23 protein-coding genes are annotated in these 16,939 nt (G+C 69.5%); 21 read left to right on the forward strand and 2 right to left on the reverse strand.

Going from position 1 to position 16,939, the window contains the following annotated elements:
* Window positions 1–37: 37 nt before the first annotated feature.
* The 4 genes from ACFOOL_RS07355 (at window position 38) to ACFOOL_RS07370 (ending at window position 3,819) form a co-directional block, all read left to right on the forward strand.
* Entirely contained in the window at window positions 38–676 is a 639-nt protein-coding gene (locus ACFOOL_RS07355; protein ID WP_380096289.1) for a diguanylate cyclase domain-containing protein, read from the forward strand.
* Between the two features lie 284 nt (window positions 677–960).
* Complete coding sequence (locus ACFOOL_RS07360; RefSeq protein ID WP_380096291.1) at window positions 961–1,383, forward strand: hypothetical protein; 423 nt, start codon at window positions 961–963, stop codon at window positions 1,381–1,383.
* Entirely contained in the window at window positions 1,361–2,632 is a 1,272-nt protein-coding gene (locus ACFOOL_RS07365; RefSeq protein WP_380096293.1) for a DNA-packaging protein, read from the forward strand. Before ACFOOL_RS07360 ends, ACFOOL_RS07365 begins: the two co-directional genes overlap by 23 nt.
* Before the next feature lie 23 nt (window positions 2,633–2,655).
* The gene (locus ACFOOL_RS07370) at window positions 2,656–3,819 is read left to right on the forward strand and encodes a phage portal protein (protein ID WP_380096296.1); all 1,164 of its coding nucleotides are present in this window, start codon (window positions 2,656–2,658) and stop codon (window positions 3,817–3,819) included.
* Between the two features lie 9 nt (window positions 3,820–3,828).
* Here ACFOOL_RS07370 and ACFOOL_RS07375 read toward each other — a convergent pair whose 3' ends face one another.
* Both ACFOOL_RS07375 and ACFOOL_RS07380 read right to left on the reverse strand, forming a co-directional pair.
* Entirely contained in the window at window positions 3,829–4,092 is a 264-nt protein-coding gene (locus tag ACFOOL_RS07375) for a DUF2442 domain-containing protein (RefSeq protein WP_380096298.1), read from the reverse strand.
* Window positions 4,073–4,309, reverse strand: coding sequence for a DUF4160 domain-containing protein (locus ACFOOL_RS07380; protein WP_380096300.1), 237 nt, complete (start codon window positions 4,307–4,309; stop codon window positions 4,073–4,075). The genes ACFOOL_RS07375 and ACFOOL_RS07380 overlap by 20 nt, the downstream gene beginning before the upstream one ends.
* Before the next feature lie 76 nt (window positions 4,310–4,385).
* On the opposite strand from ACFOOL_RS07380, the gene ACFOOL_RS07385 reads away from it, so the two are divergent.
* The 17 genes from ACFOOL_RS07385 to ACFOOL_RS07465 all read left to right on the forward strand — a co-directional run bounded on the left by ACFOOL_RS07385 (window position 4,386) and on the right by ACFOOL_RS07465 (window position 16,915).
* A complete protein-coding gene (locus ACFOOL_RS07385) occupies window positions 4,386–4,574 on the forward strand; it encodes a hypothetical protein (RefSeq protein ID WP_380096302.1) in 189 nt (62 codons plus the stop codon).
* 4 nt (window positions 4,575–4,578) lie between these two features.
* Window positions 4,579–4,716, forward strand: a complete 138-nt coding sequence (locus ACFOOL_RS07390; RefSeq protein WP_380096303.1) for a hypothetical protein — start codon at window positions 4,579–4,581, stop codon at window positions 4,714–4,716.
* Window positions 4,716–5,195, forward strand: a complete 480-nt coding sequence (locus ACFOOL_RS07395; protein ID WP_380096593.1) for an HK97 family phage prohead protease — start codon at window positions 4,716–4,718, stop codon at window positions 5,193–5,195. The genes ACFOOL_RS07390 and ACFOOL_RS07395 overlap by 1 nt, the downstream gene beginning before the upstream one ends.
* A gap of 12 nt (window positions 5,196–5,207) precedes the next feature.
* Window positions 5,208–6,428, forward strand: coding sequence for a phage major capsid protein (locus tag ACFOOL_RS07400; RefSeq protein WP_380096304.1), 1,221 nt, complete (start codon window positions 5,208–5,210; stop codon window positions 6,426–6,428).
* Window positions 6,429–6,678: 250 nt separating this feature from the next.
* A complete protein-coding gene (locus tag ACFOOL_RS07405; protein WP_380096305.1) occupies window positions 6,679–7,245 on the forward strand; it encodes a head-tail connector protein in 567 nt (188 codons plus the stop codon).
* Window positions 7,242–7,583 (forward strand): phage head closure protein, encoded by a 342-nt coding sequence (locus ACFOOL_RS07410; protein ID WP_380096306.1) that lies wholly within the window; start codon window positions 7,242–7,244, stop codon window positions 7,581–7,583. Before ACFOOL_RS07405 ends, ACFOOL_RS07410 begins: the two co-directional genes overlap by 4 nt.
* 4 nt (window positions 7,584–7,587) lie before the next feature.
* A complete protein-coding gene (locus ACFOOL_RS07415) occupies window positions 7,588–7,980 on the forward strand; it encodes a DUF3168 domain-containing protein (RefSeq protein ID WP_380096307.1) in 393 nt (130 codons plus the stop codon).
* Between the two features lie 22 nt (window positions 7,981–8,002).
* The gene (locus ACFOOL_RS07420; protein ID WP_380096308.1) at window positions 8,003–8,413 is read left to right on the forward strand and encodes a phage major tail protein, TP901-1 family; all 411 of its coding nucleotides are present in this window, start codon (window positions 8,003–8,005) and stop codon (window positions 8,411–8,413) included.
* A 143-nt stretch (window positions 8,414–8,556) separates the two neighbouring features.
* A complete protein-coding gene (locus ACFOOL_RS07425; RefSeq protein ID WP_380096309.1) occupies window positions 8,557–8,871 on the forward strand; it encodes a gene transfer agent family protein in 315 nt (104 codons plus the stop codon).
* Complete coding sequence (locus ACFOOL_RS07430) at window positions 8,868–9,059, forward strand: rcc01693 family protein (RefSeq protein ID WP_380096310.1); 192 nt, start codon at window positions 8,868–8,870, stop codon at window positions 9,057–9,059. Before ACFOOL_RS07425 ends, ACFOOL_RS07430 begins: the two co-directional genes overlap by 4 nt.
* Window positions 9,049–9,600 (forward strand): phage tail tape measure protein, encoded by a 552-nt coding sequence (locus tag ACFOOL_RS07435; protein WP_380096311.1) that lies wholly within the window; start codon window positions 9,049–9,051, stop codon window positions 9,598–9,600. The genes ACFOOL_RS07430 and ACFOOL_RS07435 overlap by 11 nt, the downstream gene beginning before the upstream one ends.
* Before the next feature lie 71 nt (window positions 9,601–9,671).
* Window positions 9,672–10,292 (forward strand): phage distal tail protein, Rcc01695 family, encoded by a 621-nt coding sequence (locus ACFOOL_RS07440; protein ID WP_380096312.1) that lies wholly within the window; start codon window positions 9,672–9,674, stop codon window positions 10,290–10,292.
* On the forward strand, window positions 10,289–11,179 hold the full coding sequence (locus ACFOOL_RS07445) for a DUF2163 domain-containing protein (protein WP_380096313.1): 891 nt from the start codon (window positions 10,289–10,291) through the stop codon (window positions 11,177–11,179). Before ACFOOL_RS07440 ends, ACFOOL_RS07445 begins: the two co-directional genes overlap by 4 nt.
* Window positions 11,176–11,598, forward strand: a complete 423-nt coding sequence (locus ACFOOL_RS07450) for an NlpC/P60 family protein (RefSeq protein WP_380096314.1) — start codon at window positions 11,176–11,178, stop codon at window positions 11,596–11,598. The genes ACFOOL_RS07445 and ACFOOL_RS07450 overlap by 4 nt, the downstream gene beginning before the upstream one ends.
* 235 nt (window positions 11,599–11,833) lie before the next feature.
* Window positions 11,834–15,589 (forward strand): baseplate multidomain protein megatron, encoded by a 3,756-nt coding sequence (locus ACFOOL_RS07455; protein ID WP_380096315.1) that lies wholly within the window; start codon window positions 11,834–11,836, stop codon window positions 15,587–15,589.
* Window positions 15,582–16,328, forward strand: coding sequence for a glycoside hydrolase family 108 protein (locus tag ACFOOL_RS07460; RefSeq protein WP_380096316.1), 747 nt, complete (start codon window positions 15,582–15,584; stop codon window positions 16,326–16,328). The genes ACFOOL_RS07455 and ACFOOL_RS07460 overlap by 8 nt, the downstream gene beginning before the upstream one ends.
* A gap of 362 nt (window positions 16,329–16,690) precedes the next feature.
* On the forward strand, window positions 16,691–16,915 hold the full coding sequence (locus tag ACFOOL_RS07465; protein ID WP_380096317.1) for a hypothetical protein: 225 nt from the start codon (window positions 16,691–16,693) through the stop codon (window positions 16,913–16,915).
* The last annotated feature ends 24 nt before the right edge of the window (window positions 16,916–16,939 follow it).

Below are 16,939 nucleotides of genomic sequence, written 5' to 3' on the forward strand. Positions count from 1 at the left end.
GATCCGGTTTCCGGGACGTCTGGCCCAGGACAGGCTGATGAATAAAGTGACCATAAATGGCAATGACGGCTTGTGGGCGCGCATCCGCGCGGCGCTGAACCGCGGCGCCGACAGTCCCGAGCCGGCCTATGGCCAGGCGGCCATCGCCCGCAATGCCGGCAAAAAATCCCGCCCCGCCCAACTCATCGACGACGCGTTCCGCCATGGCTGGGCCGACGCGGCCGGGCGCCATGTCTCGCTCTGCGTGCTGGCGCTGGAGATGGACGGCCATGCCGATTATTTCGCCGCCTATGGGCGCGAGGTGGTGGAGCACAGCATCGAAGCGCTGGAGCAGGCCATCGGACGCCAGTTGCCGCGCCCCACCGACCGCTGCCTGCGCCACGGCCGCGCCGGCTTCGTGCTGGTCCTGCCCGACATGCCGGTGCTGATGGCGCGGGAGCTGGCCAGCCGCATCGCCGCCGCGATTCGCCAGGCCGGGCTGCCCAACCGGGAAAGCCATGCCGGCCAGGTGACGGTGAGCATGGGGCTCGCCACGATCAACCCCCAGGGCGCGCCGGACCGCGCCATCCTGAACGCCGCCGTCCAGGCTGTGCGCAAGGCGCAGCGGCGCGGCATCGCCCGACTGGAAATGGTCGATTTGCGCGGCAATGAGGACCGCCGCCGCCGCGCCGCCTAGGCTCGATTTATCCCCCACACCGGGCTTCCCTCGGGCTTGACCGAGGGCCTCCGTCCACACGCAAATCGCGCCACCGGAGCGATTTTTGCCGCGTGGCGGCCGGTTTGCCATTCGAGCGTAGCTCTCATGGCCTTCTCGCCTTAAATCGCGCCACCGGCGCGATTTGCCCTTCGGGACGGCTCGAAGTTATCCCCGCGTGACGGTGGGGTGGTATGGTTCGGGCATGGTCGACGAATTGGGTCGATCCATTCTTTCTGCACCAGGCTTTAGCGGGAATTTCCGACATGGACGGTTTGGACGGGACGGGCCCCAGGGCGGCGCCGGACTGGGAGACGATTCGCGCCGAATATGAGGGCAAGCTGTTTCACCCCGAGGTGATCTGCCAGCGCCACGGCATCACGACCTCGCAATTGCGCTATCGGCGCGAGCGGGGCGGCTGGTCGAGCATCACCGCACGGCCCACCCGCCAGGCCGACCTGGTGATGCGCATGATGCGGCTGCTGGAGCGGCAATTGGGACAATTGGAGAGAGCGATGAAAGAGCCGGTCGACAAGCGGGTGAATACGCTGGCGGTGCAGGTGCGCACGCTGGACAAGCTGATCGAGCTGGGCGCGGCGGCGCGCAATGTGGAGCCGGCCTCGCGCAAGGACATGACCGATCTGCGGGCCAAGCTGGTCGAGCGCCTTGCCCAGTACAAGACGCGCTGAGGCCAGGGCCGAGGCCGAGCAGGAAGTCCGGGCGCTTGCCGACGACCGGGTGGAGGCGGATTATTTCGACTGGGCCAGATGGGCCCTGCCCAAGCAATTGCCGCCGCCGGGCGACTGGACCACCTGGCTGCTGCTGGGCGGGCGCGGCTCGGGCAAGACCCGGGCCGGGGCCGAATGGGTGCGCCGGCTGGCGCGCGAGCGGGTGTCGCCCATCGCGCTGGTGGGCGAGACCATGACCGAGGCGCTCGACATCATGGTGCGCGGGCAGAGCGGCATCATGGCGGTGCATCCCGACCATGAGCGGCCCATATTGAAGGGCCGCAACCGGCTGGTCTGGCCCAATGGATCGGAAGCCGCCATCCTGACCGCCTCCGACCCGGAGCGGTTTCGCGGCCCGCAATTCGCCGCCGCCTGGTGCGACGAGATCGGCAAATGGCCCCGGGGCGAGGACGCCTGGGACATGCTGCAGTTCGGCCTGCGGCTGGGCGAGCGCCCGCGCCAGATGGCCACCACCACGCCCCGGGCGACGCGGCTGATCCGCCGGCTGCTGGCCGACGAGCACGCCGCCGTGGTGCGCATGAGCACCGAGGAGAACCGGGCGCAACTGGCCCCCAATTTCCTCGAGGCGGTGGTGGCGCGCTATCGCGGCACGGTGCTGGGGCGGCAGGAACTGGATGGCGAACTGATCGAGGACCGGCCCGACGCGCTCTGGCAGCGCGACATGTTCCGGCCCGCCCAGGGCGGAGCCGACGGCCGGATCGTGGTGGCGGTGGACCCGCCGGTGACCGGCACGGCCCGCTCGGATGCCTGCGGCATCGTGGTGGCCGGCCGGCAGGGCGAGGGCGCCGTGGTGCTGGAGGACGCCACAATCAGGCAGGTGCGGCCGATGACCTGGGCCCGAAGGGCGGTGGCGGCGTTCCACGCCCACCAGGCCGACGCCATCGTCGCCGAGGTCAACCAGGGCGGGGACCTGGTGACGCAGATGATCCACCAGGCCGGCCCGGAAGTGCCGGTGCTGGCGGTACGCGCCAATCGCGGCAAATGGGTGCGCGCCGAACCGGTGGCGGCGCTCTACGGGCGCGGCCTCGTGGCCCATAAAGAGGGGCTGACGGCGCTGGAGGACGAATTGTGCGCCTTCGGGCCCGACGGCAAGGCGGAAGGCCATTCGCCCGACCGGGTGGACGCGTTGGTCTGGGCGCTGACCGAACTGGTGCTCAACGACATGCGCCCCCGGGTGCGGGGGCTGTGAAGCAGGGACGAACAGGGGACGAGATGGCAAGCTGGATGAAAAGCCTGTTCGGCGGGCGGGCGGAGGCGGCGGACACGGAGACCAAGGGATTTGCCCATACCATGATGACGCTGAGCCAGCTGGGACCGGCGCAATGGAGCGGACGGGGCTATGCCAGCCTCGTCAACCAGGGCTTCATGCGCAACCCGGTGGTCTATCGCTGCGTGCGGCTGATCGCCGAGACGGCGAACCGGGTGCCGCTGACCGTCGAGGTGGCGGGCCGGGCGGCGCCGGACCATCCGCTGGCGCAATTGCTGAACCGGCCCAATGGCCGCCAGTCGGGCGCCGAAATGCTTGAGGCGGTCTATGCCTTCCTGCAAAGCGCCGGCAATGCCTATCTGCAGGCGGGCATCGTCGATGGCAGGGTGCAGGCGCTGTTCGTGCTGCGGCCCGACCGGGTGAGCGTGGTGGCGGGGCGCGACGGCTGGCCGGTCGCCTATGACTACAAGGCCGGCGGCAAGGCGGTGCGGATCCCGCAGGAGACGCCGCCGCTGCCGGGCGTGCTGCACATGGCGCTGTTCCACCCCATGGACGACCATTACGGCATGGGGCCGCTGGAGGCGGCGCAGACCAGCCTCGACATTCACAACGCCTCGGCGCAATGGCACAAGGCCCTGCTCGACAATGCGGCGCGGCCCTCCGGGGCGCTGGTCTATTCGGCCGCCGGCGGACGGCTGACCGAGGACCAGTTCCAGCGCCTCAAGGCGGAGATGGAGGAGCAGTTCTCCGGCGCCGCCAATGCCGGGCGGCCCATGGTGCTCGATGGCGGGCTGGACTGGAAGTCCATGGCCATGAGCCCGCGCGAAATGGACTTCATAGAAGCCCGTAACGCCGCGGCGCGCGACATCGCGCTGGCCTTCGGGGTGCCGCCCATGCTGCTGGGCATTCCCGGCGACAACACCTATGCCAACATGGCCGAGGCCAACCGGGCGCTGTGGCGCCAGACGCTGGTGCCGCTGGTGGTGCGGGTGGCCCAGGAGCTGACCTTCTGGCTGGGACCGGTCTTCGGGGGCGCGGTGCTGGTGCCCGATTTCGACCAGGTCGAAGCGCTGGCCGAGGATCGGGCGGCGCTGTGGAGCCGGGTCGGCGCCGCCGATTTCCTCACCGACGCGGAAAAGCGGGAAATGGTGGGCCTGGGGACGGGCTGAAGCAAAAATTCAGGCGGCGCGCGACCGGCGGCGATGGCCGGCGAGCAGGCCGAGCACCGAAATGTCTTCGTCGATCTCCGGCCAGTGCACGCCCTCGCCCACGCCGATGAGGCGCCAGTTCGCGCGCTGCTCGGGCGTGGCGTTGCGAAGGCGCGGGAACCATTCGATCGGCACGGCCAATTCGCGCCCATCCTCGAGGCTGACGCGAAGCGTCACGTCGTCGACGGCAATGTCCACGGCGAGCGGTTCGGTCTCAAGCGTCAAAGTGCTCATGCCATGCCTTCAGGAATGCGTCACGATGGGCGAGGACGGTCTCGCGCAGCGGCCCCAACTCGTGGGAGCGGAACCGCTTCGATGATGCCAGTTCCACCGGCACAAGCCAATACTTGGCGAGCCTGTCGCCTAACTCGACATGCACATGCGGCGGCTCATTGCCTTCGCCGCTGTAGAAAAAGAACCGGTAGCCGTCGAGACGCAGGATCGTGGGCATGGAATGTCCTCGGGACCAGTCTGCAACGAGCGGGGCCGCAAGGCCAGACCGCCGGCATTCACACGGAGTTATCGCGATGGACAGTTTGACCACGACCATCATCGAGCGGGGCGATCTGGCGCATCTGGCGCTGTTCCTGTGGGCGAGCGGGGCGAGTGCGCTGCTGGTGTGGAGCCTGCGGGAAATGGCGAAGGTGAATCAGCACTTCAACGACTTCGTGCAGGAGATCGCCTCCTTGAATCGACTTTTCCGGAAGGAGGACTAAGCCCATGGCGGAAAAGCAGAATCGGGAAGCCGTGCAGCAGACGTTCCGGCAGTTCGCCTGGAACCTGGCCGGCACGCTGGCCGACAGGAGGAAGGGGCCGGGCGGCAAGCAGGCCGGGCGCGGACGGGGGAGCAAAGGGTGATGGGCTCCCTCGCCATCGACGCCGATGGACGCTTTGCCGGCTATGCCAGCCTGTTCAACCGGCTCGACAGCGGCGGCGACATCGTCATGCCCGGCGCCTTCGCGCGGAGCCTCGCCCGGCGCGGCGCCCGCATCCGCCTGCTGTTCCAGCACGATCCCAAGGAGCCGGTGGGCCTGTGGGAGAGCCTGGTCGAGGACGGGCGCGGGCTGTTCGCGCGCGGGCGGCTGGTGCCGGGCGTGCCGCGGGCCGAAGCGCTGCGGCGGCTGATCGAAAGCCGGGCGCTGGATGGCCTGTCCATCGGCTTTCGCACCGTGCGCGCCAGCCGCGCTCCCGGCGGGGGCCGGCGGCTGCTGCACGAGATCGATCTCCACGAGATTTCGATCGTCACCTTTCCGATGCTGGAGGAGGCGCGCATCGCCTCTTCCCGCTCGGCCGGCGCCGCCATCGCGGCGGCCATCAGGACCATCAGCACAAGCTAGAAGGATATCGACATGGAATTGACGAGCGACGGCCTGGAGACCAAGGCCGGCGCGGGGAGCGATATTGCCACGCTCTTCGCCGATTTTTCGAACGCTTTCGAGGAGTTCAAGCGCACCAACGACCAGCGCCTGGCCGAAATCGAGAAGCGCGGCAGCGCCGATGGCCTGCTCGAAGACAAGCTGGAGCGCCTCAACGCGGTGCTGGACGGGCACAAGGCGGCGCTCGACCGTGCCGCCGCCGACCGCGCCCGCCCCGCCATCGAGGGCAAGGGCGGCGCGGCGGCGGACGAATACAAGGAGGCGTTTTCCGCCTATGTGAAGCGCGGCGAGGAAAAGGCGCTGCAGATCGGCGTCAATGCCGATGGCGGCTATGTGGTGCCGGCCCAGGTCGAGGGCGAGATCACCCGCCTCATGACCCATATCTCGCCCATCCGCGCCATTGCCGGGGTGCGGCAGGTGTCGGGCGCGGTCTATAAGCGCCCCATCACCGTCACCGGCCCGCAGACCGGCTGGGTGGGCGAGACGGCGGCGCGCCCCACCACCGCCAGCCAGACGCTGGCCGAATTGAGCTATCCCGCCACCGAGCTCTACGCCATGCCGGCGGCGACCTCCGCCTTTCTCGAGGATGCGGCGGTGGATGTGGGCCAGTGGATCGCCGACGAGGTCAATGCCGCCTTTGCGGCGCAGGAGACCACCGCCTTTGTCGGCGGCGACGGCGTCAACAAGCCCAGCGGCTTCCTCACCGCACCCAAGGCGGCGGAGCAGGACTGGGCCTGGGGCAAGCTGGGCTATCTGGCCACCGGCGCCGACGGGGCGCTGCCGGCGAGCAATGCCAGCGACGTGCTGATCGACCTCGTCTATGCGCTCAAGGCCGGCTATCGCCAGAACGCCAGCTGGGTGATGAACCGGCGGAGCCAGGCGGCGCTGCGCAAGCTCAAGGATGCCGACGGCAATTATCTCTGGCAGCCCGCCGCCAGCGCCGATGGCCGCGCCAGCCTCATGGGGTTCCCGCTGGTCGAGGCCGAGGACATGCCCGATATCGACGCGGACGCCTTTCCCATCGCCTTCGGCGATTTCCGCCGCGGCTACCTCATCGTCGACCGCCAGGGCGTCTCGGTGCTGCGCGACCCGTTCAGCTCCAAGCCCTATGTGCTGTTCTACACCACCAAGCGCGTCGGCGGCGGCATCGCGGATTATGACGCGATCAAGCTGCTGAAGTTCGGGATGAGCTGAGGAGCTTTCGCATTCGTCCCGCGCCATGCGCGAGCCCCTCTCCCGCATGGGGGAGGGCAATCGCATATGGATAAATCCGCGATGCCGACCCCTTCGCCTCCCTCCCCCTTGAGGGGAGGGAATGAGGGTGGGGGTTCGGGATTATCCGGGAGTCCGCTTGCTTCATCGGGAATATCGATGGAGCGGAACCCCCACCCCTAACCCCTCCCCTCAAGGGGGAGGGGAGGAGTGATCAACAAGGATCAAGAACATGACGTCCTATCTCCTGGCGGGGCCGGCGGGGGAGCCGGTTTCGCTTGCCCAGGCCAAGGCGTTCCTCCGGATCGACGACGATGCCGAGGATGCGCTGATCGAAACGCTGATCGGAGCGGCGCGGCTGCATGTGGAAGGGGCGACGGGCATGGCGCTGCTGGTGCAGAGCTGGCGCGTCGTGCTCGATGGCTGGCCCGACAGCCGGCTGGTGCGGCTGCCGGTGACGCCGCTGTTCGCCGTAACGGGGATCACCGCGACCGGTGACGATGGCGCCAGCCACGAGATCGGGCTGGAACAGTTCCGCGCCGAGGCGGACCGGCTGATCGTGCCGCGCAGCGTTGCGGGGATGCCGTTCCTGCAGGAGCGGCAGGGAATCGAGATCGATTATGTCGCCGGCTTCGGCGAGGAGCCCGAGGACGTCCCCGCGGATCTCCGCCAGGCGGTGCTGGGGCTGGTGGCGCATTGGCACGAGCATCGCGACGCCATGACCGCGCCCGGGGCGGGGGCGCTGCTGCCCTCGGGCTTCGACCGGCTGATCGCCGCCCACAAGCGGGTGCGGCTATGAGCGAGCGTCTTCCGCCCATCGGCACGCTGACCGACCGGGTGCAACTGCGGCGGCGCGAAAGCCTCGCCGGCGAGGGCGGCGGCCATGAGCGGCTCTATGTGCCGCTGGGCAATGTCTGGGCGCGGGTGCGGAGCCTGACCGGACGGCAGGGGATCAATGCCGACGGGCGCGCCGTCGCCATCTCCCACAGCGTCGTCATGCGGTTTCGCGCCGACATGGCGCCGGGCGACCGCATCGTCTATCGCGGCCGCAATCTCGACGTGGTGAGCGCGGCCGACCTCAATGGACGGCGCGCCTATCTCGCCTGCGCCTGCAGCGAAACCAGCGTGACGGGATAGAAGCATGCATCCGATCGCGATTTTGCAGGCGGCGCTGGTGACGGCGCTGGAGACGGATGCGGCGCTGGCGGCGCTGATCGGGGCAGGGGGCGTGTTCGACGCCCCGCCGCGCGGCAGGCCGGCGCCCTATGTGGTGATCGAGCGCCACGACATGCGCCAGAACGACGGCGACGAGACGCCGGGCCAGGAACACCGGGTGCTGCTGCATTGCTGGGCCGGCCAGCCCAGCCGCCGCGACGCGCTGGCCATCGCCGAACGGGTGGTGGCGGCGGGGCTGGAGCTGGCGCCCTCGGGCCTGGTGGTGACCCATGCCGGGCATATGCGCACCGAGACGGCGATCGACGGCGCCACCGGCCTCGCCCGGGCGGCGGTGACGCTGCGGTTTTTCAGCGAGTGATTGTACCCGAAAGGACAGGGAAATGGCGGCCCAGAGTGGCAAGGACATGCTTTTGAAGCTCGATGGCGGATCGGGCGCATTCGTGACCGTGGCGGGGCTGCGCACGCGCAGCCTCAGCTTCAACGCCGCCAGCGTCGATACCACGGATCAGGAAAGCGCCGGGCGCTGGCGGGAATTGCTGGCGGGCGGCGGGGTCAAGCGGGCCTCGGTGGCGGGGGCCGGCGTGTTCAAGGACCAGGCCTCGGATGCCTCCATAAGGGCGCTGTTCTTCGCCGGCACCATTGCCGACTGGCAGCTCGTCCTGCCCCATTTCGGGGTGGTGGAGGGGCCGTTCCAGATCGTGGCGCTGGAATTTTCCGCCGACCATGCCGGCGAGGTGACCTTCGACCTGGCGCTGGAAAGCGCCGGCGAGGTGAGTTTTGCGGCGGTTTAGGGCGGTTCAGTTTTTGGCGGAGCAGCGATTGGCGCTTCCTTCCCCCTGGGGGGAGGGCCAGGGAGGGGGTGGTTCGTTGATCACCGAGGCCCCCCCAACCCCTCCCCTCAAGGGGGAGGGGAGCAAGGATACGAGGAGACGAGATGACCAATATCCATCGTGGCGAGATCGCCGCCGAAATCGGCGGCGAGCGGCTGGTGCTGTGCCTGACGCTGGGGGCGCTGGCGGAACTGGAGGAGCGGCTGGGGGCGGGTGACCTGGCGGGACTCGCCGAGCGCTTTTCCGAGGGCAAGGTGTCGGCGCGGGACCTGACGGCGATCATCGGCGCCGGGCTGCGCGGCGGCGGCAACGATGTCGGCGACGACGAGTTGGCGCGCCTCAGCATCGAGGGCGGCCTGCGCGGCGCCGCCGATATCGCGGTGCGGCTGCTCCGCGCCACTTTCGGGGAAACGCCATGACGCCCTTTCCCTGGAGGGAGGCCATGCGCTTCGGCCTGGGCGTGCTGCGCCTGCCGCCCGAGGCGTTCTGGAAGATGAGCCCGCGCGAACTGGCGGCGGCCTGGGGGGCGCTGACCGGGGACCGGGCGGGGCCGCTGGAGCGGCGGACGCTGCTGGAGCTGATGGAGCGTTTTCCCGATGGCAGGTGATCTTTTCGGCGACGATTTTCGCCGCGAGCTGAGCGACGTCTCGGTGGAGCTGGGGCGGATCGGCGATCTGGCCGATGGCGTCGCCCGTTCGGTCAGCCGGGCCTTTCGCGGCGCGGTGATGGACGGCAAGACCTTTCGCTCGGTGCTGTCCGATATTGCCGGCGCCTTCGCCGATATCGCGCTCAAGGCGGCGTTCCGGCCGCTGGGCACGCTGGTGGGCGGGCTGGTGGAAAACATCTTCACCGCCACCAATCCGGCGCTGGGCGGGGTGACGCCCTTCGCCAAGGGCGGGGTGATCGCCAGCCCGGGCTATTTTCCGCTGGGCCGGGGGCTGGGACTGGCGGGAGAGGCGGGGCCGGAAGCCATCATGCCCTTGCAGCGCGGCCCGGACGGACGGCTGGGCGTCGCCGGCGGCGGCGGCGGCACGGTCAACGTCACCTTCAACGTCACCGCCAGCGACGCGCGCAGCTTCGCGGCCAGCGAGGCGGAAGTGAGCGCCATGCTGCTGCGGGCGGTGCGGCGGGGCACGCGGGGAAGCTGAGGCGTCCAAAGGAAACGCTACCCCCTCGAGGAGGAGGGAGGCGAAGGGGTCGGGTTTACCGGGAGAAAGACATGGCCTTTCATCATGTGCGCTTTCCGCTCGATATCGCGCTGGGGGCGCGGGGCGGACCGGAGCGCCGGACCGAGGTGGTGACGCTGGCGGGCGGGGGCGAGCGGCGCAACGGGCGCTGGGCGCATTCGCGGCGGCGCTACAATGCCGGCTATGGGGTGAAATCGCGCGCCGACATGCAGGCGGTGCTGGCCTTCTTCGAGGAACGGCGCGGGCGGCTGCACGGCTTTTTGTGGCGCGACGGGCTCGACCATTCCTCGGGCGGCGCGGTGCCGCTGCCGCAGGACCAGGCGATCGGCACCGGCGACGGGGAGCGGACCCAGTTCCAGCTCGTCAAGCGCTACGGCGCCGCCTTCGACCCCTATCTGCGGCCCATCGCCAAGCCCGTGGCGGGAAGCGTGCGCGTGGCGGTGGACGGGGTGGAGCCGGCGGGCGGCTGGAGCGTGGACGTGACCAGCGGCATCGTGGGCTTCGCCGTGGCGCCGCCACCGGGCGCGGCGGTGACGGCGGGGTTCCTGTTCGACGTGCCGGTGCGCTTCGACACCGACCGGCTCGATATCGAGCTCAATGGTTTCGACGGGGCCGAAGCGCCCGATATTCCGCTGGTGGAGATCCTGCCATGAAAGAGTTGCCGAACGCGCTCGCCGTGCATCTGGCGGGCGGGGAGACGACGACGGCGCGGTGCTGGCGGCTGCTGCGCGGCGACGGCACGGTGTTGGGCTTCACCGATCACGACCGCATGCTGGTGGTGGAGGGCACGGACTGCGCCCCCACTTTCGGAGCCGATGGCGGCGAGATGCCGGCGCGGCTGGGCGCGCAGGTCGAGACCGGGGAAATCCTCGGCTTTCTCGACAGCGACGCCATTGCCGAGGACGATATCCTGCTGGGCCGCTATGACGGGGCGCGGGTGGAGACCTGGCTGGTCAACTGGACGGCGCCGGAGCAGCGCCTGCTGCTGCGGGTGGACACGATCGGCGAAATCGTCCGCGAGGACGGGATTTTCCGCGCGGAACTGCGCTCGCCGCAACAGGGGCTGAATGTCACGCGGGGACGGCTCTATCAGGGGCTGTGCGACGCCGAACTGGGCGATGCGCGCTGCCGGGTCGATCTCGACCTGCCAGCCCATCGCGGCCATGCCAGCGTCATCCGCGTCATCGACCCGTTCCTGGTGCTGGTGAGCGGGCTGGGCGGCTTTGCGGAGGGCTGGTTCGGCTTCGGCACCGGACGCTGGGGGAGCGGGCGGCGCGACGGCCTCGCCGATGCGGTGCTGACCCATCGCCGCGAGGCCGAGGGCGACGTGCTGGGCTTTGCCACGCGGGTGGGCGAATGGATCGCGGCGGGCGACATAATCGCCGTCACCGCGGGCTGCGACCGGCGCTTCGCCACCTGCAAGGCCAAATTCGCCAATGGCGTCAATTTTCGCGGTTTCCCGCATATTCCGGGCAGCGACTACGTGCTGCGCCACCCCCGGCGAGGCGATGCCATGGATGGAAGGGCGGTGGTGCCATGACCGGCGAAAAGGTGGTGGCCGCCGCGCGGGCCTGGCTGGGCACGCCCTATCGGCATCGCGCTTCGACAATGGGGGCGGGCTGCGATTGCCTGGGGCTGCTGCGCGGGGTGTGGCGGGCGCTTTACGGCGCCGAGCCCGCCCAGGTGCCGCCCTATCGCGCCGACTGGCACGACCCCGAGCACGAAGGCGCCCTGCGGCGGGCGGCGGAGCGGTTCCTGGCCGCGGAAACCGGCGAGCCGGCGAGCGGGCAGGTGCTGCTGTTCCAGCTCGCCGGAATGGCCGAGCCGCGCCATTGCGGCATCCTCGTCTCGCCCCGGCGCTTCATCCATGCCCAGGAGCATTTCGGCGTGGTGGAGGCCGATCTGAGCGAGGCCTGGGCGCGACGGGTAGCGGCACGGTTCCGGTTTCCGGAGCTGTAGGACCCTCATCCGGCGCTGCGCGCCGCCTTCTCCCCGAGGGAGCAGGGTAATCGCATATGGAAAAATCTGTGAGGCCGGCCCCTTCGCCTCCCTCCCCCTTTGAGGGGAGGGAATGAGGGTGGGGGTTCGGGATCATCCGGGAATCCGATTGATCCATCGAGAAAATCGATGGCGCGGAACCCCCACCCCTATCCCCTCCCCTCAAGGGGGAGGGGATAAAGAAAGGATCTGGCACATGGCCACTCTGGCATTGTCGGTTGCCGGGCAGTTCGCCGGCGGGCTGGTGGGCGGACCGATCGGGGCGACCATCGGGCGGGCGCTGGGGGCGCTGGCCGGGAGCGTGGTGGACGGCATGCTGTTCGGCCCGGAGCGCAAGACCCCCGAAACGCCGATGTTCGACGTCCGGCTGGGCGGCTCCAGCGAGGGGCTGGGCGTGCCCCGGCTCTATGGCTGGGGGCGACTGTCGGGCAATATCATCTGGGGCCGCGAACTGGTGCGGCATGTCACCGAAACGGCGGGCTCGAAGGGGTTCGGGCAAAGCCGCGAGCCGGAGCGCCACGAGGAAATCCTCGCCAGCTTCGCCGTCGCCTTCTGCGAGGGCAGGGTGGCCCGGCTGGGGCGTATCTGGGCCGACGGGCAGTTGCTCGATACGCGCGGGCTCAATTTGCGCTTTTACGCCGGCGACGAGGACCAACTGCCCGACAGCCTGATCGAGGCGGTGCAGGGAGCGGGCAATGCGCCCGCCTATCGGGGCCTGTGCTATCTCGTGGTCGAGAACCTGCCGCTGTCGCGCTTCGGCAACCGCATTCCCCAGCTTTCGGCGGAACTGTGCCGGCTGGCGGGCGATCTCGAGCCCTCTATCCGTGCCGTGACCGTCATCCCCGGCGCCACTGAATTCGGCTATGACCCGAAGCCGCGCATACGGGTGCTGGGGCCGGGCAAGGGGGTGAGCGAGAACGCGCATCTGCTCCCCGGAAAGAGCGACTGGACCTGCTCCATCGACGAATTGACGGCGCTGTGCCCGAACCTCGAACATGTGGCGCTGGTGGTGAGCTGGTTCGGCTCCGACCTGCGCTGCGGCGATTGCGCCATAACGCCCAAGGTGGAAGGCGCCAGCCGCACCATCGAGGGCACGAGCTGGGGCGTGGCCGGCTATACGCGCGCCACCGCGCCGGTGGTGAGCCAGCATGGCGGCGGCCCGGCCTATGGCGGCACCCCCTCGGACGGCGCGGTGCGTGCGGCCATCGCCGATCTCAAGGCGCGGGGCCTCAAGGTCACGCTCTATCCCTTCATCCTGATGGACGTGCCGGCCGGGAACGGCAAGCCCGACCCCCATGGCGGCGGTGAGCAGCCGTCCTATCCCTGGCGGGGACGCATTACCTGCCATCCGGCGCCGGGCGAGCCCGGCTCCCCCGACGGGACCGCAATCGCCGCCGCGCAAATCGCCTCCATCGTTCCGCGCTATCGGGCGATGATGCTGCACTATGCCGGCCTGGCGCAGGCGGCGGGCGGCGTGGACGCGCTGCTGATCGGCTCGGAAATGGTGGGCCTGACCGGGGTGCGCGGGCCGGAGGACAGCTTTCCCTTCGTCGCGGCGCTGGTCGATCTGGCGCGGGACGTGCGCGCCATCGTGGGGAATGGCACGAAGCTGACCTATGCGGCCGACTGGAGCGAATATTCGGGCCAGCAGCGCGGCAATGAAAAATTCTTCCACCTCGACCCGCTGTGGGCGGCGCCGGAAATCGACGCCATCGGCATCGACTGCTACATGCCGCTGGCCGATTGGCGCGACAACGAGAACCAGGCCGATGCGGACCGCGCCGCCACCGGCTACGAGCTCGATTATCTGGCCGGCAATATCGCCGGGGGCGAGGGTCACGACTGGTATTATGCCAGCGCGGCGGACCGGCGGGCGCAATCGCGCACCCCCATCGCCGATGACGCGCATGGCGAAGCCTGGATCTGGCGCTACAAGGATATCCTGTCCTTCTGGAGCCAGCCGCATCACGACCGCCCCGGGGGCGTGCGCAATGCGGCGCCGACCGCCTGGGTTCCCCGCTCCAAGCCGGTCTGGCTGACCGAGATCGGCTGCGGCGCCGTCGACAAGGGCGCCAACCAGCCCAATGTCTTCGGCGACGAAAAGAGCGGCGAGGACGGTCGGCCGTATTTTTCCAGCGGCCTGCCGGACGGGCTGATCCAGCGGCAATTGCTGCGCGCCCATCATCTTCATTGGAGCGATCCGGCGCATAATCCGCCCGGCATGGTGGACCCGGCGCGACTCTATTGCTGGACCTGGGACGCGCGGCCCTATCCGAGCTTTCCCACGCTCGCCAATGTCTGGTCGGACGGGGCAAATCACCGCAATGGCCATTGGCTGACCGGGCGGCTGGGCATGCTGGCCAGTGACGAGCTGATCGGCGCCATTGCGAGGGAACATGGCTGCACGCTCGAGGCGGTGCCCGCGGCGCCGCTGCTCGGCGGCTTCACCATCAATGGGCCGGGAACGGCGCGCGAAGCCATCGAGCCCCTGCTGGAGCTGACCGGGCAGACGCTGACCGCGAGAGGCGAGCGCCTTGTCGGCGTGGCGCAGGGGGCGGGAGCGGGCATGACGCTCGACCCGGAGGCGCTGGCGGTGACCGACGGTCCGGTGCTGGCGCGGCGCCGGGGCGACGTGGCGGAACGGCCGGGCCGGCTCGGGCTGGGCCATTACGACCGCGAGCGCGACTATCTGGCCGCCACGGTGACGGCGCTGCGGCCGGGCGGCGGGCCGCTGGTGTCCGAAATGCTGCCGGTGGTGCTGGATGGGGCGGCGGCGCGGCGCGGGGCGGAGCGGCTGCTCGATCGCCGCGGCATCGCCGGCGACCGGCTGGACTTCGCCCTGCCGCCCGATCAGGTGGCCCTGGAGCCGGGCGACCGCATCCGGATGCCGGGGCTGGCCGAAGGGCCGTTCGAAATCACCGAAATCCGCGACGGCGCCGTGCGGCGGGTGACGGCGGGCGCGGTGCTGCGTGCCGATGCGGTGGCGGCGGACGTGCAGCGGCCCCGTAGCGGCGCGGCCGCGCCGATGGCGGATGTGACACCGGTGATCGTGACGGCGCATCTGCCGCCGCTGCCTTCCGATCCCGCCCGCAGCCGACTGGCCATCGGCGCCTATGCCAATCCTTGGCCGGGGCCGCTGCGGGTGAGCGAGGAAGCCACGGGGGCGCCGCTCGCCGAACTCGCCCGCCCGGCCTTTCTCGGCACCCTGCTGGCGGCGCTCGAGCCCGGCTCCACCACGGTCTGGGACCGGGGCGGGGCGATCGAGGTGGAGATGGCCTCCGGGCACCTCGCCGATAGTGCCGACGCCGCGGCGCTGGCCGGCAGCAACCGGCTGGCGCTGGAGAACGACGCGGGCGGCTGGGAGGTGATCGGTTTCGCCCGGGCCGAACTGCTGGCGCCGGGACAATACCGGCTGACGCGGCTGTTGCGCGGACTGGAGGGCAGCGAGGCGGGCATGGGGCCGGCCGCGGCAGGAAGGCGGGTGCTGCTGCTCGACCAACGGGTCGCCATGCTGCCGGTCGATGCGCACCGAATCGGGGAAAGCCGCACCCTGCGCTGCCATGCCGGCGACAACGACGCGGCCGGGCAGGCACTGGCGGTGATGCCGGACGCGGCGCCGGCGCTGCCGCTGGCCCCGGCCCATTTGCGGGCGCGGCGCCGCGAGGACGGCGCCATCGCCTTCGACTGGACCAGGCGCAGCCGCGCCGATGGCGATGGATGGGGTGTGGCCGAGCCGCCGCTCGAGCATGCGCCCGAAGCCTGGCGCGTGACGGTTTTTGCGGGCGCAGCGGAAAAGCGGGTGATCGAGGCGTCCTCGCCCACCGCGCTCTATGGGGCGGCCGAGCAGGTCGAGGATTTCGGCGGCCCGGCCGGGCCCTTTTCCTTTGCCGTCGCGCAGGTGAGCCCGGTGCTGGGGCCGGGCCATGAAGCAAGGGGAATCTTCCATGGCTGACATGCGGTTCGAAACCTGCCTGGCCGAGGTGCTGCGGCACGAGGGCGGCTATGCCGACCATCCCGCCGATCCGGGCGGGGCGACCAATATGGGCATCACCCACAAGACGCTGGCGCGCTGGCGCGCGGTCTCGCCCTGGTGGGACCTGCCCAAGGCGGAAGTGCGGAACCTCACCCGCGCCGAGGCATCGCGCATCTATCGCGCCCTATATTGGGACCTCTGCCGCGCCGGGGAACTGCCGCCGGGGATCGATCTGGCCGTGTTCGACTATGCGGTCAATTCCGGCCCGGACCGGGCGGTCAGAGCATTGCAGGCCGTGCTCGGCGTGGCGGTGGACGGGATCGTGGGCCCGCTGACCCTGGGCGCGGCGGCCAAGGCCGATGCGCGCCGGGCGATCGAGGCCCTCTGCGACCGCCGGCTGGGATTCCTGCGCGGCCTCGCGAATTTCGCCATTTTCGGGCGCGGCTGGACCGCGCGCGTGGCCGCCATAAGGACGGCGGCGCTCGCCGCCGCGCCCTCATCGACATCGTCCAGCAAAACGGGAGACGGGATCATGGACATTCTTTCGGGCTACAAGACCTATATCGTGGCGGCGCTGATGCTGCTGGCCGGCCTCGCGCAGATGCTGGGGCTGGATCTGCCGGCGCTGGAAGGGGGCTCGGCGGGCAGCCTGATTCTCGAAGCGCTGGCCATCCTGTTCCTGCGGCGCGGGCTGAAGGGGGATATCGGCAAGGCATGAGGGGGGACTTTGGTTATTCCGCCTGAATACCTATCTGACAGTAAGACCGGCAAAGCTTGAAATGCCATTCGGCGTCGCGAATGCGGGACGCCGTCCTGCGCATCTTGACATTGCCGGCTTTACCCATTGCACTGGTTCCCGCCTGGGAGGGGCGATGGGGAACAAGGATGTCGATCCGGAACCGCGTGTCCGGAAATGCTGGATTCAGATATTGGCCAGTTGCGGCGTGGCATTCCTCGCCACCGCCGCGGCAGCGGAAAACCTGGAAAGATATCTGTATTTTCCGGGAAGTGTCTGGATAGTTTTTGGAACTTTCGTCGCCGCGATGTGGGCGTATGAAAGCTATTGCAGAGGAAGCAGTCATGACGACGAAATCTCATAATGCGTCGGATCCGTGCGGCTTCTGTGCGGCGTTTGGCTACTACCTGCCGTGGAGCATGATCCTGGCGGGGGGGATTGTCGCCGTGGTTCCAGCGCTTTCCATATTTGCGCAATCGTCGGCTTACGTGGTCGCGGCAGGGCTGGCCCTGCTGGCCGGCAGCGCCGTGTTGAGCCGTTTCGGAAAATTCCGGCTGCCGCGCCCTTGAGGCCCGCCGCATTCATGTCCCATT

Origin of the sequence: Devosia honganensis (genome assembly GCF_042648785.1) — a bacterium.
GTDB classification, from domain to species: Bacteria; Pseudomonadota; Alphaproteobacteria; order Rhizobiales; family Devosiaceae; genus Devosia; species Devosia honganensis.